Consider the following 26,609-nt stretch of genomic DNA (forward strand, 5'->3'; position numbering starts at 1 on the left):
CACGAAGCGCTCGACGAAGGGCCCTATTCGCCCATGGTTTCGAGGCTGGCATAGCCTTCGGGCTTGCCGCCGGCGTCGAAGGGCGTCGTCACCTCGACGAAGGTGTCGGGGTAGAAGCCGTTGAAGCGGGTGCGCAGCGACATCGAATAGGCGCCGATATGGCCGATCTCGATCCAGTCGCCGGTATCGACCGTCTCCGGCAGCCAGAACGGCCGCGACAGGATGTCGACGGAATCGCAGGTGGCGCCGCAGACGCGGAACGGCGCGATCACCTTGGCGTCGCCGTTGCGGCGAGTGCGGGCGGGATCGGGAATGAAGCGCGCCGGCAGCGTGATCTTGCCCGTCCAGGAATCCGACAGCGAGGCCCAGATGCCGTCGTTGATGTAGAGCCGCCGGCCCTTGCGCAGGAGCACGCGGACGATCAGCGAGAAGGCCCGGGCGACGACGACGCGCCCCGGCTCGGCGACCAGCGGCGTCTCGGAGAATCCCCAGCCGTCGATGTCGCCGCGCAGGCGCGACATGATCTGCCCGATGCCGGGCATATCCGGCTTCTTCGACTTCGGATCGCGCCCGTATTCGGCGGGAAAGCCGCCGCCGACGTCGAGGCCGGCAAGCGGCACGCCGGCGCGCGACCGCACCCAATGAGCCGAGCCGAGCGCCCGCTCGTAGGTCTCGGGGTCCTGGATCTGCGAGCCCACATGGAAGCAGATGCCGACCTTGAAGCCGATCCGGTGGCAGCGCTGCAGAAGCTCGACCGCATGGGCGGGCGCCGCGCCGAACTTCTTCGACAGCTCGTAGGCGGCGCTGCCTTTGGTCTGGATGCGGATGAACAGGGTGATCGTCGCGGGATCGAGATCCAACGCATGGACGATGCGCAAGATTTTGGCGACCTCGTCCTCGTGGTCGAGCGCCATCACCCGGATGCCGTAGGTCTCGAGCGCCAGGCGAATGTCCGACTGCGCCTTCACCGGGTGCATGTAGAGCATCTCGGCATCGGGCGCGACGTCGCGCACGGCGGCGAATTCGCCCGGCGAGGCGACGTCAAAAATCTTCACGCCGGCCTTGGCGAGGGTCTCCAGCACCATCGGCTCGCCATTGGTCTTCACCGCATAGGCGGTGTCGCCGGGGAAGGCTGCCATGAAGCCGGTGACGTCTTCGACCAGCACGTCGGGCCGGAAGCAGTAGACCGGGACGTCCGGGCGCATCGACAGCGCCGCCGCCTTGGCGGTCTCGAATTTCTGCATCGCCGATCTCCTTGGTGGCCCTGGCATGACCGGAATCGCCGAGTCGCGCCGCCGGCCGTTTTCCGTGCGCGAAAACGGGTGGCATGTGAGGCCGTCATCTGCAACACCTCCGCCGACGCCAGGAAAGGCAGAGCCGTGCCGAGACAGCCCATGATTCCAGCCTCTTCGCTGAGCCCCTCGGCCGGTGTGCCGGCCCTGTCGATGACCGGTCGGCTGTGGGCGCTGCTCGCCCTCCTCGGCCTTTTATGGGGTGGCTCCTTCTTCTTCACCCAGCTCGTCGTCCACGAGATCGCGCCGCTGTCGCTGGTGGCCCTGAGGGTCGGGATCGCCGCCGTGGCGCTTCTCGCCTTCCTCGCTTTGCGCCGCATGCCGCTCGCGCCCCTGCGGCAGCGGGCCGGCGCCTTCCTGCTGCTCGGCCTCCTCAACAACGCCATTCCCTTCCTACTCCTCGCCATCGGCCAGAAGGCGATGGGCGCGGGCCTCGCCTCCATCCTCAATGCGACGACGCCGCTGTGGACGATCCTCGTGGCGGCGCTCGCCACCAGCGACGAGCGGCTGAGCGGGCCCAAACTTGTCGGCATCGGGCTCGGCATTGCCGGCGTCGCGGTCCTCGTCGGCCCGGAAGCTTTCGGCGCCGGTCATCTCGCCCCGCTTCCGGCCCTGGCGGCGGTGCTCGGCGCGACCTTCTCCTATGCGCTGGCCGCCGTCTTCGCCCGGCGCTTTCGCGGCGTGCCGCCGACGGTGGTGGCCACCGGACAGCTCTGCGGCTCGAGCCTCATCGTCATTCCGCTTGCCCTCCTCCTCGGCACCGGTCCGGGCCTCGGCGCGATGACGCCCGCCGGCATCATGTCCATGCTGGCGCTGGCGCTCGTATCCACCGCCTTCGCCTACATCCTCTTCTTCGAAATCGTGGCACGGGCCGGCGCGACCAATGCCTCGCTGGTGACTTTTCTGGTGCCGGCCTCGGCGATCCTGCTCGGCATCCTCTTCCTCGGCGAAACCCTCAGCCTGCGCGAGGTGCTGGGCTTTGGCGCGATCCTCGCCGGCCTCGCCGCCATCGACGGGCGCCTCGCGCGGGGCGTCGCCAAGGCCTGGGGATCGCGCTAGACAAGGGCATGAAACCCATCCGCCTGACCGCCCTCCTCGCCGATATCGACAGCGGCGCCGTGACGCCCCAAGCCTCGATCGCCGCCGCCCGCGAAGCGATCGACGCCTCTGACGAAGCCCTCGGCGCCTTCGTGCGCCTTGCCCCCGAAACGAGCCTCGCCGCGGCCCTGGCCGCCACCGGACCGCTCCGCGGCGTGCCGTTCGGCGTCAAGGACATCTTCGACACTGCCGACATGGCGACGGAATACGGCTCGCCGCTCTATGCCGGGCATCGACCCTGGGCCGACGCGGCGCTGGTGGCGATGGCCCGTCGCCAGGGCGCCACCATCCTCGGCAAGACGGCGACGACGGAATTCGCCCACATGCGCCCGGCGGCGACGCGCAATCCGCACGACCTAGCGCACACGCCCGGCGGTTCGTCCTCCGGCTCGGCCGCTGCCGTCGCCGCCGGGATGGTGGCGGGTGCCTTCGGCTCGCAGACCGCCGGCTCGGTGATCCGCCCGGCAGCCTTCTGCGGCGTCGCGGGCTACAAGCCGAGCTTTCGCCTGCTGCCGACCGTGGGCATGAAGACCTACGCCTGGTCGCTGGACACCGCGGGGCTTTTCGCGGTCGGCGTCGCCGACGTCGCGCTCCTGACCGCGCTCCTGACCGGGCGCAACCTCGCCGTTGCCGCCGTGCCGCTCGGCAGCCTGCGCATCGGCCTCTATCGCTCGGCGGTGGACGCGGCACTGACGCCCGAGATGCGCGAGGCCTTGGCGACGGCAGCCCGCCTTCTGGAATCGGCCGGCGCCGTCCTGACCGATCTCGCCGAGCCCGCAGCCCTCGCCGAAGCGCGCGAGGCCCAGCGCGTCGTGCAGGATTTCGAAGGCGCGCTGGCGCTCGGCCACGAGCACAGGACGCACCGCGACGGGCTCAGCCCCGCGCTCGGCGCCGCGCTGGATGCCGGCGCGGCGACCACGCCCGACGCCTATGATGCCGCCCGGCGCAGGGCACGCCACGGCCGCAAGGCGGCGACCGCCTTGTTCGATACCGTCGACGCCTTGCTCGTCCCCTCCGCCCTCGGCGCCGCCCCGCGCTCGCTGGAGACGACGGGCGACCCGGTGATGAACCGGTTGTGGACGCTGACCGGCAATCCGTGCGTTAACGTTCCCGGCCTCACCACCGCGGCCGGAATGCCGCTCGGCGTGACGATCGTGACGCGTTTCGGGCGTGATCGGGAGGCTCTTGCGATCGCTGCCCATCTGGAGGCGCTGCTGGACAATTCGCCCATTGCTAAGGCGACCGGGCCGGTTTGAGGCAAATTCTTCCCACTAGGATGCGGAATGGGCGGGCCCAAAGAATATTTTTCGCCCAGCCGTGCCGGCCGGAAAGCCTTGCCGCCAGACACTTTTTGCGACGCGACGATAAAAAAGGGTGCGCTGCCGCATCGAAAGGGTCTTTACCCCTGTGCCAACAGGGTTAATCCTATCCTTCAGTGGCAATGGAGGGACGTCGAATGAACATGTCGCGTTCGCTTAATTTCCTGATGATCTCGGCTGCCTTTGTTTTCGTCGGCGCCATGGTCTTCGGGGTAATGCCGTAAGCCCTCGGGCGTGACGGCGCCTCCGGCAGGTCCGGGAAGGCCTCTCAACATTCAGGAAGCCGGGGCGCTCTGCTCCGGCTTCCTGCGTTTTAGGGACAAGCGTGGGTCCCGCGGATCAGGCCGCGACCGGTGCCGTGGGAAGGTCCTGGCCGGCCGCGGGCGCGCCGCGCAGGCCGAGGATATGGCAGATTGAATAGACGAGGTCGGCCCGATTCATCGTGTAGAAATGGAAGTCGGACAGGCCGCGCTGGACGAGGTCGAGCACCTGCTCGGCACAGACGGCAGCGGCGACATGGCTGCGGGTCTGCGGGTCCTCCTCGAGGCCCTCGAAGCGTTCGGCCAGCCAGGCCGGAATCGTCGCGCCGGTGGCGGCGGAGAAGCGGGCGACCTTGACGAAGTCGTGGATCGGCACGATGCCGGGCACGATCGGGATGTAGATGCCCGCCCGGCGCACGCGCTCGACGTAGCGCTCGAACACGTCGTTGTCGAAGAAGAACTGGGTGATCGCCCGCGTCGCGCCGTTGTCGACCTTGCGTTTCAACAGGTCGATGTCGGTGGCGAAATCCGGGCTTTCCGGGTGCTTCTCGGGATAGGCGGAAACGGAAATCTCGAAGTCGTCGATCCGCTTCAGGCCCTCGACGAGTTCCGCACCGTTGCGGTAGCCGCCCGGTGTCGGTTCGTAGTGGCCGCCGACGCCGGCCTGGCTGTCGCCGCGCAGCGCCACGAAATGCTTGACGCCGGTATCGCGGTATTGCCGGATGACCTCGTCGACTTCCGCCTTCGTGGCGTCGACGCAGGTCAGGTGCGCGGCAGGCGCGAGATTGGTCTCGTTCAGCAGCCGCTTGACCGTGTGATGGGTGCGCTCGCGGGTCGAGCCGCCGGCGCCGTAGGTGACGGAGACGAAGCTCGGCGAGAGCGGCGCCAGCCGCGTCACCGCCGCCCAGAGGGACTCCTCCATCTTGTCGGATTTCGGCGGAAAGAACTCGAACGAGACGCTGATCTTGTGTGATGGCGCAGCGGGGTTCGTCATGGGATGTGTCTCCAGAAGGTCATCGACGCCTGCAGTCTCTCGCCTGTTTCCATGCAGGCAATGCCGAAGCGGTTTGCGGGGCTGCGCGGCCGCGGCCGGGTCTCGCGCAGAGTCTACAGGGCCGTCATGGCCGGCACCGCCGCCGGCGCCAGCCCGGCGCGCGCGCCGCGCCGGTCCCGCGCCAGCCAGATCGAGACGGTGAGTTGGTCCGCCCGGCTGCCGTCGGGATCGAGAATGTCGATGCCCGTCACCTCGAGCCCGGAATCGGCAAGGTACCCCGCCACGGTCTCGCGCGCGAAGCCGAGCCGCAGATGTGCCTGCTCCTGGCGCAGGAATTCCAGCCGGTGCGGGGCAAAGTCCACCACGACGAGCCGGCCGCCGGGCTGCAGGGTCGCGGCGGCCTCGCGGATGGCGGCCGCGGGATCGTCGAGGAAATGCAGCACCTGATGCAGCATCACCAGATCGAAGGAATCGCGCGGCACCGGGAGATGATAGCAGTCGCCATGCCGCACCTGCGCGTTGGACAGGCCCGCCGCGTCCAGCTTGGCCCGGGCCACCTGCAGCATCTCGCGCGAGGCGTCGACGCCGACGGCCCGATCGGCCTGCCGGGCAAAGAGCTCGATCATCCGCCCCGTGCCGGTGCCGATGTCGAGAAAACTGCCCAGCGGGGCCGTGCCCACCGCCGACAGCAGAGCCCGCTCCACATCCGCGTCCGGAACATGGAGCGAGCGGATCCGGTCCCAGCGGCCGGCATTCTCGGCAAAATAGCCGGCGGCCCTTTCGGCCCGCGCCACCCTCACCGCTTCCAGGCGCTCGTCGTCGCGGGACAGCGCCGGCTCGCCGCCATCGATCGTGGCGAGCACGGAGCGGACGAAGCGGGCGATGGTGGCGTTCTCCGTCAGCCGGAAATAGGCCCAGGCGCCCTCCTGGTAGCGGGTCAGGATCTGCGATTCGACGAGGAGCTTCAGGTGGCGCGAAATCCGCGGCTGCGACTGGCCGAGAATCGTGGTCATGTCGGTCACCGTCAGGTCGTTGCGCGACAGGAGGCGAACGAGGCGCAGGCGGGTCGGCTCGCCGAGCGCCTTCAGGGCGTCGATCGAGGTTTCGAAGGTGAGGGCTGCCGTGGGCGGCCTGAGGCGTTCATTTCCAGACATAAAGATATGCTTATGTGGTTTTTTCGCTGATCGCAAGCGTCCCCATCCCGTCGTCGCGCGTTGACGCCGGCGCCGACCTGCGGGCTAATCCCCTCATGGAAGAGCCCGACCCGATTCGCCCGCAGGAAGAAACTTTCGCCCTGGACCCGGCCAGCCTGGCGGATGCGCAACTGGCCTTCATCGGGCGGATCGTTTCGCCCTGGTCGCGGCGCGAGGACTGTCCGAAAAACATGGGAGAGGCGCGGCGCCGGGCGTGCCCGGCCGTCATCTTGATCGCACCGGCCTTCCGGCCGGCCCTGGCGGGGCTCGTCGCCGGCCAGTGGCTGCACGTTCTCACCTGGCTCGGCCGCGCGCGGCGGGATCTCGCGATCCAGATGCCGCGCCATGCGAGCGCTCCGCGCGGCACGTTTTCCCTGCGCTCGCCGGTCCGGCCCAACCCGATCGGGCTTCATCTGGTGCAGATCGTCGCGCTGGACGTGGCGAGCGGCCGGATCGACATCGACGGCATCGATGTCCTCGATGCCACGGCCGTGCTCGACCTGAAACCCTATCTCGGCAGCGTCGACATGCCGCCGGCCCCGTCGCCCACGGAGCCGTCTATCCGAGGCGAGACGGCCTAGTGGCGACGGAGCGGCAGAAGGCCATCGCCCGGGCGCTGACGCTGACCATCCCCGGCGCGCCCTTTCTCGATGCCGAGGCGATCCGCGAGGCCGCCCGCGCCCGCCACCTGCGCCAGCTCGGCCCGAAGACGGCGCTGTGGCTCGCCGCCGTCGCCCATATCCGCCATGTCCATACCGACTACGACGCACTCCTCGACGAAGGCTACGGCCGCGATGCCGCCCGCTTTTTCGTCCTCGACGCCATCAATGAAGTGCTCGATCGCTGGGGGGCCACACGGCTGCTCGATCCCCATGCAATCGACGACGAGATTTTGCCGACGGAGGGGGACCTGCGGACCGGGTCGGCGGACGATCCCGACTGAGGCATGCCAGGCTGGTCGTCGTAGAGGGGCCGCCCTGCCCCGAAACCGGCGACGAAATCCGCTGGCATGGCCGCGAACAGGGCGCCACCGTCGTTTCTGCTGCCCATCGGGGCTTGCGTTCGAGCCTCCGAAGCATACCTGCGCTTCCACGGCCGGAACGGAGCCGCATCGGGAACGGATGACGACATGAGCGAGCTCGGCCGGGAGACCGGATCCACCAGACGGGCGCTGCTGCTCCTCAACACCAAGGCCCGAAGCGGCAGTGCGTCCATCGACACGACGCTGGACGTCCTGCGCCGCGGCGGCGTGACCCTGGTGGAACCGCAGGCCGGCGACCGGCCCTTTGCCGAGATCATCCGCGAGCACGCGTCGGCGGTCGATCTCGTCATTCTCGGCGGCGGCGACGGCACGTTGAACGCCGCCGCCTCGGCCCTGGTCGAAGCGAAGCTGCCGCTCGGCATCCTCCCGCTCGGCACCGCCAACGATCTGGCCCGCACGCTCGGCATCCCGCCGGTGCCGGAGGAAGCGGCCCGGATCATCGTCGACGGGCATGTGCGCAGCCTCGACCTCGGCGACGTCAACGGCCGCCTCTTCTTCAACGTCGCCAGCATCGGCTTCTCCGCCAAGCTCGCCAAGCACCTGACCGCCGAGGCCAAGAAGCGCTTCGGCAAGCTCGGCTACGCCATCGCGGCCTTCAATCTCCTGCGCCAGAGCCGGCCCTTCTCGGTCGACATCGATCATGACGGCGTCGTCGAGCGCGTCAGGACGGTCCAGATCGCCGTGGGCAATGGACGCTTCTATGGCGGCGGCATGGCCGTCTCCGCCGATGCCGAGCCCGACGACGGCATGCTCGACATCTACAGCCTGGAGGTCGAGCACTGGTGGGAACTGCTGGCTCTGGTTCCCGCTCTCCGGCAGGGCACCCAAGGACGCTGGAAGAAGGTCCGCACCTTCCGCGCCACCAATCTGTCGCTGACGACGCGGCGCCGGCATGACGTCAACACGGATGGCGACCTGTCGACGCAGACGCCCGCGCACTTCCAGATTCACAGGGCAGCCCTCGGCGTGTTCGCGCCGGCCTCGGGCCGGGCCGACCAGCCGAACGGCCCGGCGGCCCGAGCTTAAGCGTGATCCCGAGGCGGCAATTTGGACGCTCGGCGGAGCTCCGAGGCCGATGCAGTCGGCCGTCCTGAGCCACGCGTCATATTTACGGAGATATAGCGCCTTCCCGCCGGAGTGATAGCGTTGTATTCAACAGGGAATAGCGCTCACAGGCCATAGGGAACGGGTCCATGTCGACACGCAGAGCAATCCTCGGCCGCATCGCTGCCCTCGTCGCCTTTGCGGGACTTGCCACGGCTCCCCTCGCCCCCGCTCTTGCTCAGGAGGGCGGGCCCGTCGTCTTCGCCGCGGCGAGCCTCAAGAACGCACTCGATGCGGTCAATGCCGCGTGGAAGGCCGAAAGCGGAAAATCCGCGACGATCTCCTACGCCGGCAGTTCCGCCCTCGCCAAGCAGATCGAAAGCGGCGCCCCTGCCGACGTCTTCATCTCCGCCGATCTCGACTGGATGGACTATCTCGCCGGCAAGAAGCTGATCCGCGACGACACCCGCACCGATCTGCTCGGCAACACCATCGTCCTCGTCGCGCCGAAGGAGTCGACGGCGTCCACCACGATCGAAAAGGGTTTTGGCCTGGCCGATCTCCTCGGCGACGGGCGCCTGTCGATGGCGAGCGTCGATTCCGTCCCCGCCGGAAAATACGGCAAGGCCGCGCTGGAATGGCTGGGCGTCTGGGACAGCGTGAAGGACCGGCTCGCCCAGGCCGAGAACGTGCGCTCCGCGCTCCTGCTCGTTTCGCGGGGCGAAACGCAGCTCGGCATCGTCTATGCGACGGACGCGGCCGCCGATCCCGGCGTCAAGGTGATCGCGACCTTCCCGGACGAGTCGCACGACCCGATCGTCTATCCCCTCGCCGTCACGGCATCGAGCCAAAGCGCCGACGCAGCGGCCTTTGCCGACTACCTCCAGACCGACGCCGCCAGGGCGCTCTTCGAGCAACAGGGATTTACCGTTCTCGCTGCCCCGTGACGGCTTGACGGCAACCGTCCTCGGCGCACTGCGGCAGCCTTGGCACCGGTCGACTTCAGGCTGCCCGCGGGGGGTGCCAGCGGACGCCTTGACCTCGCCCGTCGCCCCTCTGAAGGTCCGACGGAACGATATCGCGAAGGGGAAGTGACGAATGCCTGCGCAAGTGACCCTCCGCCTCGACTTCGAGGGGCCGCGCCGGCTGGGGCATGGCAAGATCTCGTTGCTGGAATCCATTCGCAGGAACGGCTCGATCTCCGCCGCCGGCCGTGAGCACGGCATGTCCTATCGAAGGGCCTGGCTTCTCGTCGACGAACTCAACCGCATGTTCCGCGAGCCGATCGTCGCCACCAAGGGCGGCGGCAGGAACGGCGGCGGGGCAGCGCTGACCGAGATGGGCGAGCGCGTCGTCACGCTCTATCGCAGTGCCGAGCGGAAGATGGCGCGCAGCGCCAAAGCCGAGATCGAGAAGATCGAACAGTCATTGGCGCCGGCCGCGGGCGAACCGGTCTGAAAAGGCATTGTGCCGGGCCGCCCGTTCAGGCCCGCCCCTTCACAGGGGTGACAGCCGTGCATCAGTAGAGCCATTGCTCCGGCAGCCGCGCCTCGAAGGACTCGCCGACCGAGATGCGGCCGGGCTTCTCGACCCAGGCGACGAGCCCGCGACGGTGACGGGCCGCCGCGACGAAACCGAACTCGATGTCACCGCGGCCCTCGATCTGCCGTGCGATGCTGCGGCCGGCCGCGCGGCAGGGGACGTTGTCGCCGTCGATCTTCAGCGTCACGCCGCCCTGAAAGAACAGGAGCGTGCGGGCCGGCAGCCAGGACAGATCGTCGAGGCCCTCGACCAGAAGATTGCCGCCGATCCATTCCGGCCGGACCTCGGCGATCCCGAGGCTTTCGGCCACGGCCCGAAGCTCGTCGGCCGCCAGCAGCGACAGCTGGCGCTCGTTGCGCATCTCGGTGCGGCGGGGATACCAGGGCTCGCGCCCGCTTGACCGTCTCGTCGTTCCACCGTGACGATCGCCGTCGATGCCCCCGAAGCCGAGGTCCAACGCCTCCACCGCCGTCGTTACGAAGCCGGTCTGAAGCGTTCGGTAGAGGCCGGCGACCCGCGCCTTCATCCGCCGTCCCGGCAGACGCTGCCGCTTCGGCGCCAGCGCGTCAGTCATGGAGATGCGGCGCCTCGTTGGACTTGAGGTCGACCGGCGGCCCTGCCGGCCGGCGGTGGAAGGTGACGACGCGGTACAGGTAGATGAGCACGGCGAGCACCACCACGCCGGTGGAGACCGGGCCGATGAAGCGGTCGATCGAATCGAAGTTGCGGCCGAGGATGTAGCCGGCCAGCGCCAGGCCCGCGGTCCAGGCGACGGTGCCGACGGCGGAGACGGCGAGGAACAGCCAGAACGGCATGCGCGACAGGCCGGCCGGAACCGAGATCAGCGTCCGCACGGTCGGCACCAGGCGCCCGAGCGACACCGCCCAATAGCCATAGCGGCGAAACCAGCGATCGGCCGCCAAGACGTCCTCAGGCGTCATGGTGATCCACCGGCCGTAGCGCTCGGCGAGCCAGACGACGCGCTTCTCGCCGAAGAGATAGCCGAGATAGTACCAGGGCACGATGCCGAGCAGCGATCCGATCGACCCGGCGACGATGACCGTCACGATCGACATGTCGCCGCTGGCGGCCCGGTAGCCGGCGAGCGGCATGATCACTTCCGATGGGATCGGCGGGAAGATGTTCTCGAGAAACATCAACAGGGCGATGCCGAAGGGGCCGAATTGCTCCATCAGGCTTTGAACAAAGGTATCCATCGGTGCGTCCGTCCGCTCGGCGAGAATAGGAAGTGCTTGCGCGAACACACCCATGCTGGCTTCCGCGCCGGCGATCAAGCCTTGATGCGTCACCGTCGATGCATTGCCGTGGCGCGGCGCCGGTGGCAACCTGCCGGCATGGCGACCGGACTTCCAACCTTCGACGCGTTTTCCTGGGCCAGCCTCCTCGCCGGCCGGCAGGCCCTCGTCATCGACCGGCAGCGCTCGCGCGCCCTCGATCTTGCCGCCGCGCTGGAGGAGGCCGGCGCCGTCGTGACCCTCGCGCCCGGCCAGGCCATCGGCGCGGACAGGCTGCGCGAGGGACGGTTCGGGCTGGTGCTCCTGGCCCTGTCGGCAGAGGAGGAGGTGCAGGAACGGCTCCTCCGGCAACTGGCGGCAGCGCCTGCTCCCCAGCTGGCGGTGCTCGGCGAGCCGCGACGCCACGCGGCCCTGCGCGCGACCTTTGCCGGCGCGCGGATCGGCGACCTGTCCATGGGAGCGCGCGACCTCGTCCTGTTCATCCTGGGCACGCCGGACGAATAGCCGTATCGGCGCCAAAGCCGCCGATCGCGCCTTGCGACCCACGGCGAGGATTTCGGGAGAAGGATGGCTGATCCGCCGGGCGGACACCGGCAACCGCGCTAGGCGGAGGGGACGCCCTGGCGGGCGATGGTCACGGCCGCTGCAATCTCCTGCATCGTGTAGGGTTTCTGCACGACCTCGCACGACTGCCATTCCGGATCGACCCCGGCCCGGCCATAGCCGGTGGCGAACACGATCGGCACCGCGCGCTGGCGCAAGCGTTCGGCGACGGGATAGACCTTGTCGCCTCCGAGGTTCACGTCGAGGATCGCGACGTCGATGGCGGCGATCCCCTCCAGCATGTCGAGCGCGCGGCTGAGCTTCATCGCCAGGCCGACGCATTCGCCGCCCAGATCCTCGACCATGTCCTCGAGCTGCATGGCGACGAGGCTTTCGTCCTCCACCAGGAAGACCCTCAGACCGCCCAGTGTGTCGCCCTCACGCATGGGACTCCTCAAGATTTTCCACCTCCTGCGTCGCAACCTGGAGTCGGCAGATGAGGCCCCGCGGCTCGAGATCAAGGTCGAGATGACCATCGAGTTCACCCTCGACGATCCGCTTCAAGAGGCGCATGCCGCGGCCCCGGCGCAGGGGCTGGACCGACGACGCCGTTCCCGTCTCGGTCCACTGCAGGGCGAGCATGGAGTGGTCCTCGGGTCCCGACCGGTTCCAGGAGATGGACAGTGATCCGGCCGCCGGCGACAGCGCACCGAACTTCGCGGCATTGGTGGCGAGTTCGTGGAACACCATGGCGAAGGCGATCGCCGCCTTGGGGCTGAGATCGACGTCGGGCCCGGAAAGCTCGATCCGGCTGGGCTCGAAGGCCGCCAGTTCCTGCTCCAGCAGGACCGAGAGCTTGGCGGTCTCCCAATGGCGTTCGCTGAGGACGTTGTGGGCCTTGGAAAGGGCCATGATGCGCGCCTCGAAGGCCAGGCGTGCCCCCTCGGTCCCGGTATCGCGAAAACTCTGGCGAGCGATCGACTGCACGGTCGCCAGGGTGTTCTTGACCCGGTGGTTCAGCTCGTCGACCAGAAGACGCTGGCGCTGCAGTGACTGGAAGTGCTCCGTGCGGTCCATACCCTGGACGAAGATGCCGGTGACTGCGCCGTGCATGTCCTGGATGGGGTGGGCCGCGAAGTCGAAATAGGCCTCGCGCATGCCCTCGCCGTCGGGGGACGCCAGGACGATCCGCTGGTCCTCGGCATTGTGGGCGGCGGCATCGACGAAGACGGCCCTCAGCATCTCGTAGAACCCCTGCCCCTCGATGTCGGGAAAGGCCGTGCGGACGTCGCGGCCGATCAGCGGCCGGCCGCCGACGAAACGCTGGAAGGCGTCGTTGGCGAAGCTGAAGACGTGCGAGGGCCCGTCCAGGATCGCCACCATCGCCGGCGCCCGCTGGAACAGGCGCTTGAAGTCGGCGCTTTCGGACATGCTGGACCGGTAGGCATCCTCGGCCTCCCGCGCGCGCTGCAGGAGCTCGGTCTCGCCGGACAGGGTGCGAAACGGCAGCAGGCTCGTCGGCGGGCGCTGCGCCAGTTCCGTCACGTCCACCGTGTTCTGCATGACATAGGCGACCTTGCCCGCCTTATCGTGGAGCGGGATGTGCACGGCCGACCAGTAGCGTGTCTGCAGGCCGCCGCCGTCCCGTTCCGCGCGGGGAATGTCATAGCGCAGATAGGCGATGGTGTCGGACTCGCCCGAGTCGAAGACGCGCCTCAGCGAGGTGCGCAGTCGCTGGCCGCTGTCGCCTTCGTCCGGGAACAGGGAAAACAGATTATGCCCGAGAAGCTCTTCCTGCGTTCGACCGACCGCCGCCTCGTAAGCCGAGTTGGCCGCAACAAAATTCAGTTGGCTGTCGAGAACCATATGCGGGCTCGGCAGCACAGCGAACAGTCGTTCGAAATCGATCGGTGTCATCCAGGCTGATGCTCGCTCATTCCGCTCTGGCCGCGAACTCGGTGGCCAGGACCGGTTATAGGTCACAGCCGGCAATAAACAGCCGCTATTGCCGATTTATCATCCGAATTGATTACTTTCCGCCGCGGCGGCGGGACGGCGCGGCGGGCCGGACGCGGTCGTATTTTTGCAGGCGAGACGGCGCCCCTTTAGCGCGTCAAACGCTTGTAGGTCGGGCGCTTGGGGTTGACCGAGTCGGGGCCGAGGCGGCGGATCTTGTCCTGCTCGTAGTCCTCGAAATTGCCCTCGAACCACTCGACATGGCTGTCGCCCTCGAAGGCCAGGATATGAGTCGCGAGCCGGTCGAGAAACATGCGGTCATGGCTGATGACCACGGCGCAGCCGGCGTACTCCTCCAGCGCGTCCTCCAGGGCCGTCAGCGTCTCGGTGTCGAGATCGTTGGTCGGCTCATCGAGAAGGATGACGTTGGAGCTCGACTTCAGCATCTTGGCCAGATGCACGCGGTTGCGCTGGCCGCCGGACAGCGTGCCGACCTTCTGCTGCTGGTCGGTGCCCTTGAAGTTGAAGTTGCCGACATAGGCGCGGGAGTTCATCTCGAACTTGCCGAGCTTCAGGATGTCGCTGCCGCCGGAGATTTCCTCCCAGACGTTCTTGTTGCCGTCGAGGCTGTCGCGGCTCTGGTCGACATAGCCGAGCTTGACCGTGTCGCCGATCTGGATCGAGCCGGAATCGGGCTGCTCCTGGCCGGTGATCATGCGGAACAGCGTCGTCTTGCCGGCGCCGTTCGGCCCGATGATGCCGACGATGCCGCCGGCCGGCAGCTTGAACGAGAGATTCTCGATCAGGACGCGGTCGCCATAGCTCTTGGTGACATTGTCGAGTTCGATGACGCGGTTGCCGAGGCGCTCGCCGGCCGGAATGACGATGCGGCCGTCCGCGGGCTTGCGGTTCTCGGACAGCTCGACGAGGTCGGAATAGGCCTTGATGCGGGCCTTCGACTTGGTCTGCCGGGCCTTCGCGCCCTGCTGGATCCACTCGCGCTCGCGCGCCAGCGCCCGGGACCGCGCGTCGTCCTCGCGGCCTTCCTGGATCATCCGCTTCTGCTTCTTCTCGAGATAGGTCGAGTAGTTGCCCTCATAGGGAACGCCGCGGCCGCGATCGAGCTCGAGGATCCAGCCGGTGACGTTGTCGAGGAAGTAGCGATCATGCGTCACCATCAGCACGGAGCCGGTGTATTCGCGCAGGTGCTTTTCCAGCCAGTTGATGGTCTCGGCGTCGAGATGGTTGGTCGGCTCGTCGAGGAGCAGGATGTCGGGCTTCGACAGCAGGAGCTGGCAGAGCGCGACACGGCGCTTCTCGCCGCCGGAGAGGGCGACCACGTTGGCGTCGCCGGGCGGGCAGCGGAGAGCCTCCATCGCCATCTCGACCTGCGGCTCGAGGTCCCACAGGTTCTGCGCGTCGATCTCGTCCTGGAGACGGGCGCCCTCGTCGGCGGTCTCGTCGGAATAGTTCATCATCAGTTCGTTGTAGCGGTCGAGGATCGCCTGCTTGTCGGCGACGCCCAGCATGACGTTCTCGAACACCGTCTTCGACTCGTCGAGATGCGGCTCCTGCGGGAGGTAGCCGACCTTGGCGCCCTCGGCCGCCCAGGCCTCGCCGGTATAGTCGGTGTCGGTGCCGGCCATGATCTTCAGGAGCGTCGACTTGCCCGAGCCGTTCGGCCCGAGAATGCCGATCTTGGCATCGGGATAGAAGGACAGATGGATGTCCTCCAGCACCTTCTTGTTGCCGTAGGACTTCTTCAGGCCGGACATGTGATAGATGAACTGGCGTGCCATGAGGGACGCGTCTCCGTCGTGAGATGGAAAAAGAGTTGCGCCGTCTCTAAGCCATCGGGCGCCGCGGAGCAACGCCGGAGAACGCGGGGGTTGTCCGCCGGCGCCCGGCCGGCACGGACCTCCCCCACCCCTTCGCCAGACCGGCGGCACCGCCGGTCCCTTGCGTGACAGGCATTCGGGCGGGCGGCGAAGGCCGTCCGTCGCCCCGCCGGGATCGGCGCGGACCGCGACACGCCGTCTGCCTGCCGCAGCTGTCAGCCGTGCGAGCCGCCGGTGCCGATGGCATTTAGCGCCGCCATCGCTTCTTCGGGCAGGTCGAGCTCTGCCGCCGCGAGGTTCTTTCCGAGATGCCCGACCGACGAAGTGCCGGGAATGAGGAGGATGTTCGGCGAGCGGCGCAGCAGCCAGGCGAGCGCCACCTGCATCGGCGTCGCGCCGAGCCTTTTCGCGACCTCGTCCAACGCCGTCGACTGCAGCGGCGAGAAGCCGCCGAGCGGGAAGAAGGGCACGTAGGCGATGCCGGCTGCCGCCAAGGCGTCGATCAGCGCGTCGTCGCCGCGGTGGACGAGGTTGTACTGGTTCTGCACGCAGACGATCTCGGCGATGCCGCGGCCCTCGGCGACCTGCGTCGCCGTAACGTTGCTGAGCCCGATATGGCGCACCAGCCCCTGCCGCTGCAGGTCGGCCAGCACCGCAAGCGGTGCTGCGATCGAGCCCTCGGCCGGACCGTGGACGTCGAACATGATGCGCAGGTTGACGACATCGAGCGTCTCCAGGCCGAGATTTCGCAAATTGTCATGCACGGCCGCGGTGAGGTCCTCGGCCGAATAGGCCGGGTTCCACGAGGCATCCGGACCGCGCCTAGCGCCGATCTTGGTGACGATTACGAGATCGTCGGGATAGGGATGCAGCGCCTCGCGGATGATCTGGTTGGTGACGTGGGGGCCGTAGAAGTCGCTGGTGTCGATGTGGTTCACCCCGGCCGCCACCGCCGCGCGCAGCACGGCCACGGCGGCGTCGCGGTCGCGCGGCGGCCCGAAGACGCCCTTGCCCGCCAGTTGCATGGCGCCGTAGCCAAGACGCCTGACGGTGCGGCTGCCGAGCGAAAACGTGCCGGCCTTGTCGATATCGGTCATGTCCATTTCTCCTGTTCGATAGAGGCTATATGGACGGGGCCGGCGTGTACGATAATATGGGGCAATCGGCACGGCCCGTGCGCAATGGTGGACAATGAAGGCTGACCTCGGCGATCTCAGTGCCTTTGTGACAGTCGCCCGTGCCGGCGGTTTTCGCGAGGGCGCGCGGCTGAGCGGCGGCAGCGCCTCGGGCCTCAGCGAGGCGATCCGCCGGCTGGAGACCCGTCTCGGCGTCCGGCTGCTTCACCGCACGACGCGCAGCGTCGCCCTGACGGAAGCCGGTGCGCGCCTGTTGGAGCGCCTCGGCCCGGCGCTGGGCGAGGTCGAGGCATCGCTGGACGTGTTGAACGGGTTTCGCGACCGTCCCGCCGGCACGTTGAGGCTGAACGTGCCGATCAGCGCGGCGCGGCTGGTCTTACCGGCGATCGTTCCGGCCTTTCTCGCCGCCTACCCCGACATTGTGCTCGACGTGGTCGCCGAGGACGGTTTCGTCGATGTCCTGGCCGCGGGATGCGACGCCGGCATCCGCTACGACGAGCGGCTGGAGCAGGACATGATCGCGGTGCCGATCGGCCCCCGCCGGCAGCGCTATGCGGCCGCTGCCGCGCCGGCCTATCTCGACCGGCGCGGACGCCCGGACCATCCACGCGACCTCCTCGGCCACGACTGCCTGCGCGGACGCTTCGCCAGCGGCGCGATGACGGAATGGGAGTTCGAGAAGGACGGCGAGACGGTGCGCGTGGACCCGACGGGCCCGCTGGTCGTGCGCGTCGGCGCGGCGACGGATCTCGCCGTCGACGCCGCGATCGGCGGCACGGGCATCATCATGCTGTTCGAGGACTGGCTGCGCCCGCATCTGGACAGCGGTGCGCTCGAGCCGGTGCTGCAATCCTGGTGGCCGGCGTTCTCGGGACCCTTTCTCTACTATCCCGGGCGGCGCCACCTCCCCTCGCCGCTGCGCGCCTTCGTCGACTTCATCGCGGCGCGGCGGGACTGACGGCGCGGCGGCTCACTGCAGTCCGACGGCGTCGACGATCCCTTCCGTGCAGCCGCCATCGGTCGGCGACGCGGCGAGGATCAGCGCGCCGATATCGGCGTGCGGCCCGATCTCGCCGACGAGGCCGATGGTGATCTCGCCGATGAGCCGGCGCGAGCCGTCCCGCGGGCAGGCGATGCGGATTCGTTCGCCGGCACCCTCGCCAAAGCCCTCGTCGAAGGCGGCGCGGACCTCGGCGAGGCTGACGCTCTGCCCGATCCGTCCGGCGAAGAGGGCGCTGACCGGCGAGGCGGCGATCGCCTCGACGAGGCGCACGGAGTCGGCGAAATAGGCCTCCGCCGGGCCGTAGCATGTGCCGTGGCGGATCCATTCGTGCCGGTCCAGCATGGATTGCGTTCCCGGCATGACCTTCTCCAGCGCCGCGCGGGTCGAGGCGCTGACCTCCGGCGCCGGCAAGTCGGCCCAGTCCGACGCCTTGTCCGTCGCCTTCACGGCCGCGCTGACGCCGCAATATTCCTTGCCGCGGGGCTGCGGCCAGAGGCCGTGCAGGGCGAAGTTGGTCGCGTCGAACCGGTCTGCCGTCTGGTTGCGGCATTCGGTCTTGCGAGACTGACCCTCGCAGAAGGCCGGCTGCCAGCTGATCGCCAGGAGATTGCGGGTGGAAGGACCGCCCGCCGCCACCGGCTGCGGTTCGTTTGGCGCCGGCGCGTCGGGGGTGGCGGTCACCTCGGGATCGCCGACGACCGGCACGTCGTCGACGGCGACGACGCGCGTGCCGCAGTCGATCCTCACCCAGCGGCGCTCCGGCGTGGCGCCCTCGACGCCGATCCAGTAGTGCGTGCCGGGGACCTTGTTCTGCGCGTAGAGACGGTAGGCGTGGCCGACGTCGAGGCGGATGTCCCCCGGATTGCCGGACTGGCGGATGGCGGGCGTCGCAGGGCAGGCGGTCTTGGCGATGAAGAAGCCGTCGATGGCCGGCTGGGCCAGCGCCGCCGGGGCGCCGAAGGCCATGCCGTACGCCAGCACCAAACCGACGCCGAGAACTCCCATGCGCATGTCGATCCCCCGGTCCGGTCCGCAGTGAAGCGAACCATTGCCGATCGCGTGCCGGGCGGCAAGAGACATCCTCGGCCTGCCGGGCACGGGTGCCGCTCGCTGCGCCGCTTTAACCGGCGGGCGATCCGTGGAAAGAATGGCGCCATCCGCCGCGGGCGATCCGCCGGCGATAGCCCGTACGAGGTGTTCGCCTGTTCGACGACAATTTCCGCCTGCCCAGTCCGACCGGCGCGCTGCTCAATGTCTATCTGGCGCGGGCGACGACGCCGCCCCGCGGCGTTCTCCTGGTTCAGCATGGCCTCGCCGAGCATGCCGGCCGCTACGCCCGCTTTGCCGGCGAGATGGCGGCCGAGGGCCTGCATGTCTATGCCCACGACCACCGCGGCCATGGCTCGACCAGCGCGCCCGACGCGCCGCTGAAACGGTTCGCCCGCTCGCGCGGCGGCCCGAAACTCGTCGCCGACGCCTTCGCCGTCCAGGACCATGCCGAAATCGAACATCCCGGCCTGCCGATCCTGGTCTTCGGCCATTCCATGGGCGGCCTCGTGGCGGTGAACCATGCTGCCGCCTACGGCCCTCGGCTGGCGGGGCTCGCCGTCTGGAACAGCCATCTGGCCCTCGGGCTGGAAGAACGCGTCGCCATCCTCGCGCTCAAGGTGGAAAAGGCGCTGAAAGGCTCGGACGTGCCGAGCGCCCTGTTCATGCGGGCGACGATCGACACCTGGAGCCGGGCGATCGAACCGCGCCGCACGCCGTCCGACTGGCTGAGCCACGACGCAGCGGCGGTCGACCGTTACATCGACGATCCGCTGTGTGGCTGGGCGCCGACCATTTCCATGGCGGAGGATCTGGTCGCTCTGGTGCGCACCGGCCATCACGCCGCCAACGCCTCCGCTTTGCCGCCCGGGCTGCCGGTCCATCTCCTCGGCGGTTCCGCCGACCCGGCGACCGACGAGGGGCGCGGCGTGGAAAGGCTGGCGGCGATGCTGCGGCTCGCCGGCAGCCGCGACGTCACTCTCGCCATCGTGCCGGGCGCGCGGCACGAGACGTTGCACGAGACCGAAACTTATCGCGCCAAGGGAATCGCCAGTCTGGTCGGCTGGCTCGACAGGGTCCTGCCGCGGGAATAACGAGGATCGGCACGGACGATCCGAGGAGGCGAGCAACGATGCCCGAGATGGCAGACTGGAACGACGCCGCCCTCTATGCCAGCCGCGTCTTCGCGGCGCTGCTCCTGGCGGGCGCCATCGGCTTCGAGCGCGAAGCGCAGGACAAGTCCGCGGGACTGCGGACGCATATGATGGTCGGCGTCGGCGCCTGCCTTTTCACGCTGTTGATGATCATCCTGATCGATCGCTACCAGTCCGACACCATCCGGGCCGATCCCATCCGCATCGTCAGCGCCATCACCTCGGGCGTCGCCTTTCTCGCCGCGGGCGCGATCATCCAGTCGCGCGGGCGGGTGAAGGGGCTGACCACCGGGGGCTCCCTGTGGATGGCGGGCGCGATCGGGCTGGGCTGCGGGCTCGGCGAATATCTCCTGTCGCTGATCGCCGTCGGGGCGACCATCGTCGTCCTCGTCTGTATCAAGCAACTGGAGCGGCGGTTCTTTCCGAACGACGAGGCGTCAGCGAACAAGCGTCGCGATCGGCGCTGAGGGCGCCGCTTCCCCGCGGTTGCTCAGCCGGCGGTGATGCGACTCGCCGAGACTGACAGGCGCTGCTGCATGTCCCGCGGCATCGGCGGGCCGAAACGCTCCGGCGTCACCAGCGCGTAGTCCTTGAGCTCGTCCGTCGTCAGCACATAGAGCGCGTCGGGCGGCGTCTTCATCGCCTTGATCCAGATCTCCGGCTTCACGCCCATGTCGACCAGAAGCTCCTGGCATTCGGCGATGATCGCCTGAACATCGGCGATGGAGACGTCGAGATCGCGGGCGCGAGCCACGCCGGGCGCGTCGACGGCGAACACCTGGTGGAGACCGATCCAGGCACTCGTTCCGGCCGAGCGCTCGGCCCCGCCGGCAAACAGCAGCGGGCAGGCCGAGGCGCAATAGCCGTCCGCCGGCACACGCGTATCGATCCCATGCTCGCGCACGAGGCGCGCCATCTTGATGGCATCCTCGACCGATCCGCCGGGCGAATGCAGGACGAGTTCGCCGATCGTCTGGTCAGGCGTGTCGATCAGCGCCTGGAAAAGCTCGGCCGTTCCGGGCTCGATGCGGCCGATGGCGGTCACCTGGCCGTCGCCGGCTCGAACGAAACGCATCGGCGCGGCCATCGCCTCGCCGTCGACCGGCCCGTCGTAGCCCGGCAGGACCGGCTCGCCGCGGTCTGGCCCCATCGGAATGGCTTTGGGCAGATAGGGGCGGATCTGGTCGCCCGGCGTCGGGCGGGCGACACGCAGCGGCTCGGTGCGGCTCATCCGTTGCGCCGTCGCCCGCTCCTGCGTCATCGACCAATAGTCGAGACCGACGACGGCGACCGCCATGGTGAGCAGCGCCACGAAGACACAGCGCAGGATCGCGCCTTCCGGAATGGCGCGGAACATCCGCTCGAAACGCCCGGGGGAGTAGTCGGCACCGATCATTGCCGCCCCCTCACCTCAGCACCGTCTTCGGGAACGGCCCCATCGGCCGGTTCTGCTGGACGATGTCGTCGTCCTCCGACACCAGCGCCTCGCCCTCTTCGGTGGCCCGAAGGCTCCGCTGGATGCGCAGAGCGCGCATCAGCTCGCCCGTGCTCATCTCGCCATGCTCGAGCTCGTCGCCCTCCTCGCGGCGGATGACGTCCTGGACGATGCACAGGATGAAGATCAGCACGCCCGGCAGGAGATCGATGGCGATGGCGCCGGCCCAGGAGGGCAGGAAGTCGCCGGCATAGCGGATGACGGCTTCGGGCGCCGACAGCGGCGTGAAGCGCAGGGGCTCGACCAGCGGCCGGGCCAAAATCTCGTCGGCGGCGGCGGCGAGCGCCAGGCTCTGGGCCTGGACGGCGGTCTCGACGCGGCCGACCACCTCGCTCTGGCGGTTCTGCAGGTCGACATCGGCGCCGCCCGCGACCGGGGCGATGAAGCTCTTGCCGAGATCTTCCGCCGCGCGCTTCACCGAGGGCGCGACCGAGGTCTGCTGCAGGGCCGAAATCAGGCCGGAGAGTTGCACGGCTTCCTCGGCATAGGCGTTGGCGCGCTCGTCGATCGGGCCGCCCGAGGAGACGAGCTGGCGCATTGCGGCAAGCCGCTTGCCGCCCTCGGCAAACAGCGCGTCGACGGCGGTGCGCGAATTGATGACCTCGGTCTGCAGCCCGGACAGCTGCGCCGACATCTGCGACAGGAGCTGCACGACGGTGCCCGAACCGGACGTTCCGGTCAGACCGCCGCTCTGCCGCTCGAGGTCGGCAAGGCCTGAAAAGCGCTGCGCGGCAAGCTGGATGTCCGGCAGGAGGCTCTGGGCGGCGAGCGCGTTCTCGTTCGCCGCATTGAACTTCTGCTGGTACTCCTCGGTCGTGTTCGACAGGTGCTGTTCGAGGGCGGCGGAGCCCGCCAACGCCGAGGCGTTCAGCCAGGAGCTCATCGCCATGATCATCGCCGCGCCGATCAGCATGGCGAGATACAGCATGCCGCGGCTGCCGGCCTGGCGAACATGCGGCATGAAGCGCATGAGATAGGACCAGAAGGCGAAGATCGCGACCGACACCGCGGCGGAATAGATGATGGCGCCAAGAAACACGGTGGTCGCCGAGCCATCGAGCAGTTCGCGCACGCCGAGATAGGTGAAGACACCGCTGCCCAGCGCCAGCACCGCGAGCGTCACCTGCGTCGTCGTCTCCAGGCGATTGATCTGCCCGCGCAGCGTGTAGGAATGCGATGCGCTCATCGGTCTCTCTCACCCTTGCCGCCGGGCGAAAAGCCCGATCCGGCCGCGATGCCGGTCCGGCAGCGTTAAGAAGAGATTAAGGCTTTCGATAGGCTTGGCGATAGCCCCGCGCGCCTACAGACCGGCGGCGGGACGCGAAAGCTGCAATCGCGGTTAATGCCCGAAGGGCGAGACCAGTCCGGAAGCAGGCCCCTCGTCCGCCCGGCCGACCCGCGCGGCGCGGGCGCGCAGAACCGTTGCGGCGATCGGGGACAGCTTGATGCCGGCGGCGTCGCCCGGTCGCCGCCCGAACAGGCCGGCATCGAATTCGGCGAGGGCCGCGGCGACCGCGGGGTCGGCCAGCCAGTCGCGCCCTGCACGCCGGTCCTCGCGCGCCAGTTCGTAGATCGCGCCGCGAAGCCCCGCGGCGTTCCCGCGCCAGGCGGCGGTGCGGACGGCCAGGGTGCGCCGAAACCCGTTCCATGCCGGGGCGAGCCGCGCCATCACGGGCTCGCGGTCGCGCCGCCCGGGCACCAGCAGCACGGCGACGCCGGCGAAGAAGGCGAGCGCGCCGGCGATGAGACCGGCCAGCGCCGGCGAAGGGCCCGTCGCCGGCGGGCCATCGGCCAGCGGCGTGCCGGGAATGACCATGCCCTGGCCGACATTGGCGCCCGGCACGATCGCCTGGCGCATGGCCCGCGATGCCGTATCGAACCAGGGCAGCAGCACTTCGCGCAGGATCACCGGATCGCCGGTATGGGGCCGGATGTCGTAGGTATAGGCGGCATGGGCGACGGGCAGCCCGTCGACGATCTCGGTCCGCCGTTCGACCGGCCCCGGAAACACCACGAGCCCCGGCGACTGCGTGTCGATCATCGGCGGCAGCTGTTCGGCGAGCGTGCCGACGGCGGTGACGTCGACCCGCCGCCGCGTCGTCTCGCCGGCCTTCAGCGTCGTCGGATCGATCGTCCAGCTGTCCTTTATCTCGACCGATTGCGCCGGCAGCCACCAGACGTCCTCGTCCTCGGGCCCGTCGGTCTTTCCCGTCCACTTCGCGATCGTCAGCTGGACCGGCTTTGACACGGCATCGACCTTCCAGCGCACGCCCTCGGCATCGATCAGGGTGACGTGGTGGGTGAAGGGCGGGATGGTGTAGGTCTTGGCTTCGGGCGCGAAGACGGCGATGCGCCGGGTGACGCCGAACCAGTTGGCGGTGCCGATCTTCGTCGGCGCCCAGGTGTCGCGGCCGAGCTGCACCCAGCCGAGCTTGTCGAGCTTCGGCTGCTCCATCGCCTCCGTCGTCGCCCGCGTCTTGAAGTAGAAGCGGACCACCATGGTGATCATCTCCTGCGCATAGGCGCCGCCCTCCGGCATTTCGAAGCTGACCTCGCCGAAAGCCTCCGGCGGCTTGTCGGCGGCGCGCGCACCGGATGCGATGGCGGCAACACCCGCCGCCAGAGCCATACCGAACAGGATGCGGCGAACCATTCCCATCGCGCTCACCAGGTATCCGCCAGCGGGTCGAGAGCGAGGCCCTCGCGCTTGCGCCGCTCCATCTCGGCGACAAGCTGCAGCTTCAGGAAGGCGCCGGGATCGTCGGTCAGCGTCTTCAGCCATTGCTTCGTCGCCGGCACCGACCGCTCCGTGGCGCGCTTCTGCACGTTGCGCTGCATCTCGGCCATGGTGATGACAGCCGCGCTCGCCTGCCCGCCGGAGCGGCCGGCGCCGCCGGCGTCGCCGGCCGAGCCGCGGGCGTCGCCGACGCCCGAACCGTCGCCCTCTCGCGACTTGCCGAGCCGCGCGACGCGGCTGCCGCCCGGCGCCTTGGCCTGCGAATCCGATTCCTTGTCGCCGGCCCGTCCCGCGCCCGAGGTCGCCGTCTCCGAGCCGCTGTCGTTCGGATCGCCGCTCGACCGGTCCTTTTCGCCGAAGGCAGCGGCATTCGTCTTGGCGTGCCCGCCACCCTGCAGCTCGAGCGAGGTCAGAGCGAGCAGGAGCTGGCGGTTGGCCCCGGCATCGGCGACGAGGGTGCGCGTTACATGGTGCGAGCCGAGCGTCCGGTCATAGGATTCCAGCGCCGCGCCGACGTCGCCAACCCGCGCCAGCGCCTCGCCGCGGTTGTAGGTCGAGATCGGGTCCTGCTGGTCCTTCAGCACTTCCGCTGCGCGGGCGTAATCGCCAGCCTGCAGGAAGGCGTAGCCGGCGAAGGCGGGCACGTGGCTGAGATGCGCCGCGACAGCTGGCATTCCCGCCGCGAGGAAAAGCCGCGCGACGCTCTCGCGCCCCTCCCCCGCAAAGGCGAAGACAGCCGAGGACAGAGCGATCGCCAGCACGAGAAGCATGCGCATCAGACGGCCCTCCGGAACAGCATCAGCGCCGGAAACAGCGCCAGCACGAGCAGCAGCGGCCCGAGATCGAGCCAGGCCAGCGCCTGAAAATCGCTCTCGCCGATGCGCCGCGCCGCATTGTCGGCCAGCGCCGCGGCGACCGCGTCAGGCGTGGCGGCATCGCCCGAGACGCCGCCGGTCAGCGCCGCGAGCGCGGCGAGTTCCCCCGGATTGCCGTCGCGGCCGACGGCCGAGGGCGCGGCGAGCGTATCGATCCGGAAGCCGGCATCGCGGATGCGCAGCGCAGAGGCGCGCGTTTCCTCGCCGAAATGGCCGCCGTCGGAGACGAGCAGGATATCGCCGGCGACGATGCCCGATCCCGTCAAGAGGTCGAGCGCGAGATCCAGCGCCAGCGCCGGACGGGAGCCGGCGACGGGCACGGTCTTGGCGTCGAGGCCAAAAATGGTGCGCGACAGCGCGGCGTGGTCGGACGTGAAGGGGCTGCCGAGGAAGGCCTCGCCGGCATAGACGACGAGCGCCGCCTGCCGCGTGCCGGAGCTGGCGAGCGCCGTCTGCGCGGCGCTGCGCACCGTCTCGAAGCCGGGCGCCTCGGTCACCGATTTCGACAGGTCGAAGACGACGACCGTGCCGTCGAGATTGCGAAAGCTGTCGGTCGCCGGCCGTTCGACGGCGGGGCCGATCAGCGCCAGCGCGATCAGTGCGCCGATCATCGCCAAGGTCAGGCTGCGCTTGCCCCGGCCGGCGACCACCGCCCCGCGCGCGGCGATGGCATCGAACATGGCGGGGTCGATCACTTTCGTCCAGCCGCCCAGCGCCGCGACGCGCCGGGCCGCGAGCCCCGCCAGAACCAGGACCACCGGCAAGGCGAGGAACCAGAACGGCCGGAGCAGGCCGAATTCGCCGAGCGCGATCATCGCCGCCCCCTTCGTCCGAGCATCATCAGGCCGGCGACGGCGAGCGCCAGCGCGCCGGGAAAGGGCCAGAGGCTGGCATGGACGATCGTCGCCGGCGCCTCGCTCGGGCTCGTCTCCAGCGCGTCGATCGAGGCCATGACCTCCTTCAGCTGTTCGGTCGTGCGCACCCGGTAGGCCGTGCCGCCCGCTTGCGACGCGATTCCCGAGAGCGTCGCGACGTCGACGCCCTCGTCGCCGCGCTCGCCCTCGCCGAGATCGAGCGGCCCCATGGCGATGGTGTCGACGCGGATGCCGAGCGACTTCGCCAGTTCAGCCGCCGAGCCCGGCTGCACCGTGCCGGCGTTCTGCGCGCCGTCGGAGAGAAGGATCACCACCTTCGCCTGGGCGGTGCTGTCCGACAGCTTCTTCAGGGCGAGACCCAGTCCCTCGCCGATGGCGGTGGAGCGGCCGGCGAGGCCGACATCGATGCCGTCGACGGTCTTGGCCACGGCCGCCACGTCGAAGCTGAGCGGCGCCGCGACATAGGCGCGTTCGCCAAAAATGACGAGGCCGACGCGGTCGCCGGCGCGGCCGAGGACGAAGGCGCGCGCCATGTCCTTCAACACGTCCATGCGCCGCTTCTTGTCGCCGCCGACCTCGAAGTCAGGCCGTTCCATCGAGCCGGAGACGTCGAGCGAGAGGACGATGTCGCGGCCGGAAGCGGGCGCCGCCGGCGCCGTCGTCACAGTGCGCGGGCCGGCGATGGCGACGACCAGCAGCAGCCAGAGCAGCCAGGACAGGAAGAGCCGGCGCTTCTGCGAGGACAGGACGGCCTGCCCATCGGCGAAATCGGCGACCAGCGTCGACGGCACGCGCAGCGCGCCACCGGCCTCGCCGGACGGCGACAGAAAGCGCATGGCGAGGAACGGCAGCGGCAGCAGCAGGAAGGCCAGCGGCCAGGCGAAGTCGAGGGCGGTCGGCGCGGCCATCG

The 26,609-nt window shown here is 69.0% G+C and carries 27 protein-coding genes; 11 read left to right on the forward strand and 16 right to left on the reverse strand.

Annotated features, from left to right (window positions below):
• Positions 1-23: 23 nt before the first annotated feature.
• On the reverse strand, positions 24-1,244 hold the full coding sequence (locus tag IEX88_RS12325; protein ID WP_188850971.1) for a type III PLP-dependent enzyme domain-containing protein: 1,221 nt from the start codon (positions 1,242-1,244) through the stop codon (positions 24-26).
• A 150-nt stretch (positions 1,245-1,394) separates the two neighbouring features.
• Between IEX88_RS12325 and IEX88_RS12330 the strand changes: the two genes are divergently transcribed.
• Both IEX88_RS12330 and IEX88_RS12335 read left to right on the forward strand, forming a co-directional pair.
• On the forward strand, positions 1,395-2,351 hold the full coding sequence (locus tag IEX88_RS12330) for a DMT family transporter (RefSeq protein ID WP_244640115.1): 957 nt from the start codon (positions 1,395-1,397) through the stop codon (positions 2,349-2,351).
• An 8-nt stretch (positions 2,352-2,359) separates the two neighbouring features.
• Positions 2,360-3,646, forward strand: a complete 1,287-nt coding sequence (locus tag IEX88_RS12335; protein WP_188850973.1) for an amidase — start codon at positions 2,360-2,362, stop codon at positions 3,644-3,646.
• A 402-nt stretch (positions 3,647-4,048) separates the two neighbouring features.
• On the opposite strand, the gene metF is transcribed toward IEX88_RS12335, so the two are convergent.
• A complete protein-coding gene (metF, locus tag IEX88_RS12340; RefSeq protein WP_188850975.1) occupies positions 4,049-4,963 on the reverse strand; it encodes a methylenetetrahydrofolate reductase [NAD(P)H] in 915 nt (304 codons plus the stop codon).
• A 113-nt stretch (positions 4,964-5,076) separates the two neighbouring features.
• On the reverse strand, positions 5,077-6,117 hold the full coding sequence (locus IEX88_RS12345) for an ArsR/SmtB family transcription factor (protein ID WP_188850977.1): 1,041 nt from the start codon (positions 6,115-6,117) through the stop codon (positions 5,077-5,079).
• A 95-nt stretch (positions 6,118-6,212) separates the two neighbouring features.
• Here IEX88_RS12345 and IEX88_RS12350 point away from each other — a divergent pair, with 95 nt between their 5' ends.
• The 5 genes from IEX88_RS12350 (at position 6,213) to IEX88_RS12370 (ending at position 9,700) form a co-directional block, all read left to right on the forward strand.
• Positions 6,213-6,737, forward strand: coding sequence for a TrmO family methyltransferase domain-containing protein (locus IEX88_RS12350; RefSeq protein ID WP_188850979.1), 525 nt, complete (start codon positions 6,213-6,215; stop codon positions 6,735-6,737).
• Complete coding sequence (locus tag IEX88_RS12355; RefSeq protein ID WP_188850981.1) at positions 6,737-7,099, forward strand: DUF2293 domain-containing protein; 363 nt, start codon at positions 6,737-6,739, stop codon at positions 7,097-7,099. The genes IEX88_RS12350 and IEX88_RS12355 overlap by 1 nt, the downstream gene beginning before the upstream one ends.
• 186 nt (positions 7,100-7,285) lie before the next feature.
• Entirely contained in the window at positions 7,286-8,224 is a 939-nt protein-coding gene (locus IEX88_RS12360) for a lipid kinase (RefSeq protein WP_188850983.1), read from the forward strand.
• Positions 8,225-8,391: 167 nt separating this feature from the next.
• Positions 8,392-9,189 carry a molybdate ABC transporter substrate-binding protein gene (gene modA / locus IEX88_RS12365; RefSeq protein ID WP_188850985.1) on the forward strand — a complete coding sequence of 266 codons (798 nt, stop codon included), beginning with the start codon at positions 8,392-8,394 and terminating at the stop codon, positions 9,187-9,189.
• A 151-nt stretch (positions 9,190-9,340) separates the two neighbouring features.
• Complete coding sequence (locus IEX88_RS12370) at positions 9,341-9,700, forward strand: winged helix-turn-helix domain-containing protein (protein WP_188850987.1); 360 nt, start codon at positions 9,341-9,343, stop codon at positions 9,698-9,700.
• A gap of 61 nt (positions 9,701-9,761) precedes the next feature.
• Here IEX88_RS12370 and IEX88_RS12375 read toward each other — a convergent pair whose 3' ends face one another.
• On the reverse strand, positions 9,762-10,358 hold the full coding sequence (locus IEX88_RS12375; protein ID WP_188850989.1) for an MOSC domain-containing protein: 597 nt from the start codon (positions 10,356-10,358) through the stop codon (positions 9,762-9,764).
• Positions 10,351-11,001 (reverse strand): DedA family protein, encoded by a 651-nt coding sequence (locus IEX88_RS12380; RefSeq protein WP_188850991.1) that lies wholly within the window; start codon positions 10,999-11,001, stop codon positions 10,351-10,353. Before IEX88_RS12380 ends, IEX88_RS12375 begins: the two co-directional genes overlap by 8 nt.
• Positions 11,002-11,139: 138 nt before the next feature.
• Here IEX88_RS12380 and IEX88_RS12385 point away from each other — a divergent pair, with 138 nt between their 5' ends.
• The gene (locus tag IEX88_RS12385) at positions 11,140-11,544 is read left to right on the forward strand and encodes a hypothetical protein (RefSeq protein ID WP_188850993.1); all 405 of its coding nucleotides are present in this window, start codon (positions 11,140-11,142) and stop codon (positions 11,542-11,544) included.
• 98 nt (positions 11,545-11,642) lie between these two features.
• Here the strand turns inward: IEX88_RS12385 and IEX88_RS12390 are convergent, their stop codons facing one another.
• The 4 genes from IEX88_RS12390 to IEX88_RS12405 form a co-directional block, all read right to left on the reverse strand.
• Positions 11,643-12,029 (reverse strand): response regulator, encoded by a 387-nt coding sequence (locus IEX88_RS12390; RefSeq protein ID WP_188850995.1) that lies wholly within the window; start codon positions 12,027-12,029, stop codon positions 11,643-11,645.
• Positions 12,022-13,500 carry a sensor histidine kinase gene (locus IEX88_RS12395; RefSeq protein WP_188851006.1) on the reverse strand — a complete coding sequence of 493 codons (1,479 nt, stop codon included), beginning with the start codon at positions 13,498-13,500 and terminating at the stop codon, positions 12,022-12,024. Before IEX88_RS12395 ends, IEX88_RS12390 begins: the two co-directional genes overlap by 8 nt.
• Positions 13,501-13,688: 188 nt before the next feature.
• Positions 13,689-15,338, reverse strand: coding sequence for an energy-dependent translational throttle protein EttA (gene ettA, locus IEX88_RS12400; RefSeq protein WP_188851008.1), 1,650 nt, complete (start codon positions 15,336-15,338; stop codon positions 13,689-13,691).
• A gap of 254 nt (positions 15,339-15,592) precedes the next feature.
• Positions 15,593-16,474: an aldo/keto reductase family oxidoreductase gene (locus IEX88_RS12405; RefSeq protein ID WP_188851010.1), complete on the reverse strand. Its 882-nt coding sequence runs from the start codon at positions 16,472-16,474 to the stop codon at positions 15,593-15,595.
• 94 nt (positions 16,475-16,568) lie between these two features.
• On the opposite strand from IEX88_RS12405, the gene IEX88_RS12410 reads away from it, so the two are divergent.
• A complete protein-coding gene (locus IEX88_RS12410) occupies positions 16,569-17,471 on the forward strand; it encodes a LysR family transcriptional regulator (protein ID WP_188851012.1) in 903 nt (300 codons plus the stop codon).
• 12 nt (positions 17,472-17,483) lie between these two features.
• On the opposite strand, the gene IEX88_RS12415 is transcribed toward IEX88_RS12410, so the two are convergent.
• On the reverse strand, positions 17,484-18,527 hold the full coding sequence (locus IEX88_RS12415; protein ID WP_188851014.1) for a ribonuclease T2 family protein: 1,044 nt from the start codon (positions 18,525-18,527) through the stop codon (positions 17,484-17,486).
• A 248-nt stretch (positions 18,528-18,775) separates the two neighbouring features.
• On the opposite strand from IEX88_RS12415, the gene IEX88_RS12420 reads away from it, so the two are divergent.
• Both IEX88_RS12420 and IEX88_RS12425 read left to right on the forward strand, forming a co-directional pair.
• The gene (locus tag IEX88_RS12420; RefSeq protein WP_244640145.1) at positions 18,776-19,657 is read left to right on the forward strand and encodes an alpha/beta fold hydrolase; all 882 of its coding nucleotides are present in this window, start codon (positions 18,776-18,778) and stop codon (positions 19,655-19,657) included.
• Positions 19,658-19,695: 38 nt separating this feature from the next.
• Complete coding sequence (locus tag IEX88_RS12425) at positions 19,696-20,184, forward strand: MgtC/SapB family protein (RefSeq protein WP_188851016.1); 489 nt, start codon at positions 19,696-19,698, stop codon at positions 20,182-20,184.
• 23 nt (positions 20,185-20,207) lie between these two features.
• Here the strand turns inward: IEX88_RS12425 and IEX88_RS12430 are convergent, their stop codons facing one another.
• From IEX88_RS12430 to IEX88_RS12455, 6 genes are all read right to left on the reverse strand, one after another.
• Positions 20,208-21,113 carry a COG3904 family protein gene (locus tag IEX88_RS12430; protein WP_188851018.1) on the reverse strand — a complete coding sequence of 302 codons (906 nt, stop codon included), beginning with the start codon at positions 21,111-21,113 and terminating at the stop codon, positions 20,208-20,210.
• Between the two features lie 10 nt (positions 21,114-21,123).
• Positions 21,124-22,398 carry a hypothetical protein gene (locus IEX88_RS12435; RefSeq protein WP_188851020.1) on the reverse strand — a complete coding sequence of 425 codons (1,275 nt, stop codon included), beginning with the start codon at positions 22,396-22,398 and terminating at the stop codon, positions 21,124-21,126.
• A gap of 153 nt (positions 22,399-22,551) precedes the next feature.
• Entirely contained in the window at positions 22,552-23,880 is a 1,329-nt protein-coding gene (locus IEX88_RS12440; protein ID WP_188851022.1) for a BatD family protein, read from the reverse strand.
• The gene (locus IEX88_RS12445) at positions 23,877-24,725 is read right to left on the reverse strand and encodes a hypothetical protein (protein ID WP_188851024.1); all 849 of its coding nucleotides are present in this window, start codon (positions 24,723-24,725) and stop codon (positions 23,877-23,879) included. Before IEX88_RS12445 ends, IEX88_RS12440 begins: the two co-directional genes overlap by 4 nt.
• Positions 24,725-25,639, reverse strand: coding sequence for a VWA domain-containing protein (locus IEX88_RS12450; RefSeq protein WP_188851026.1), 915 nt, complete (start codon positions 25,637-25,639; stop codon positions 24,725-24,727). Before IEX88_RS12450 ends, IEX88_RS12445 begins: the two co-directional genes overlap by 1 nt.
• The gene (locus IEX88_RS12455; protein WP_188851027.1) at positions 25,636-26,607 is read right to left on the reverse strand and encodes a VWA domain-containing protein; all 972 of its coding nucleotides are present in this window, start codon (positions 26,605-26,607) and stop codon (positions 25,636-25,638) included. Before IEX88_RS12455 ends, IEX88_RS12450 begins: the two co-directional genes overlap by 4 nt.
• Between the last annotated feature and the right edge of the window lie 2 nt (positions 26,608-26,609).

The organism is Aureimonas glaciei (assembly GCF_014643375.1).
GTDB classification, from domain to species: Bacteria; Pseudomonadota; Alphaproteobacteria; order Rhizobiales; family Rhizobiaceae; genus Plantimonas; species Plantimonas glaciei.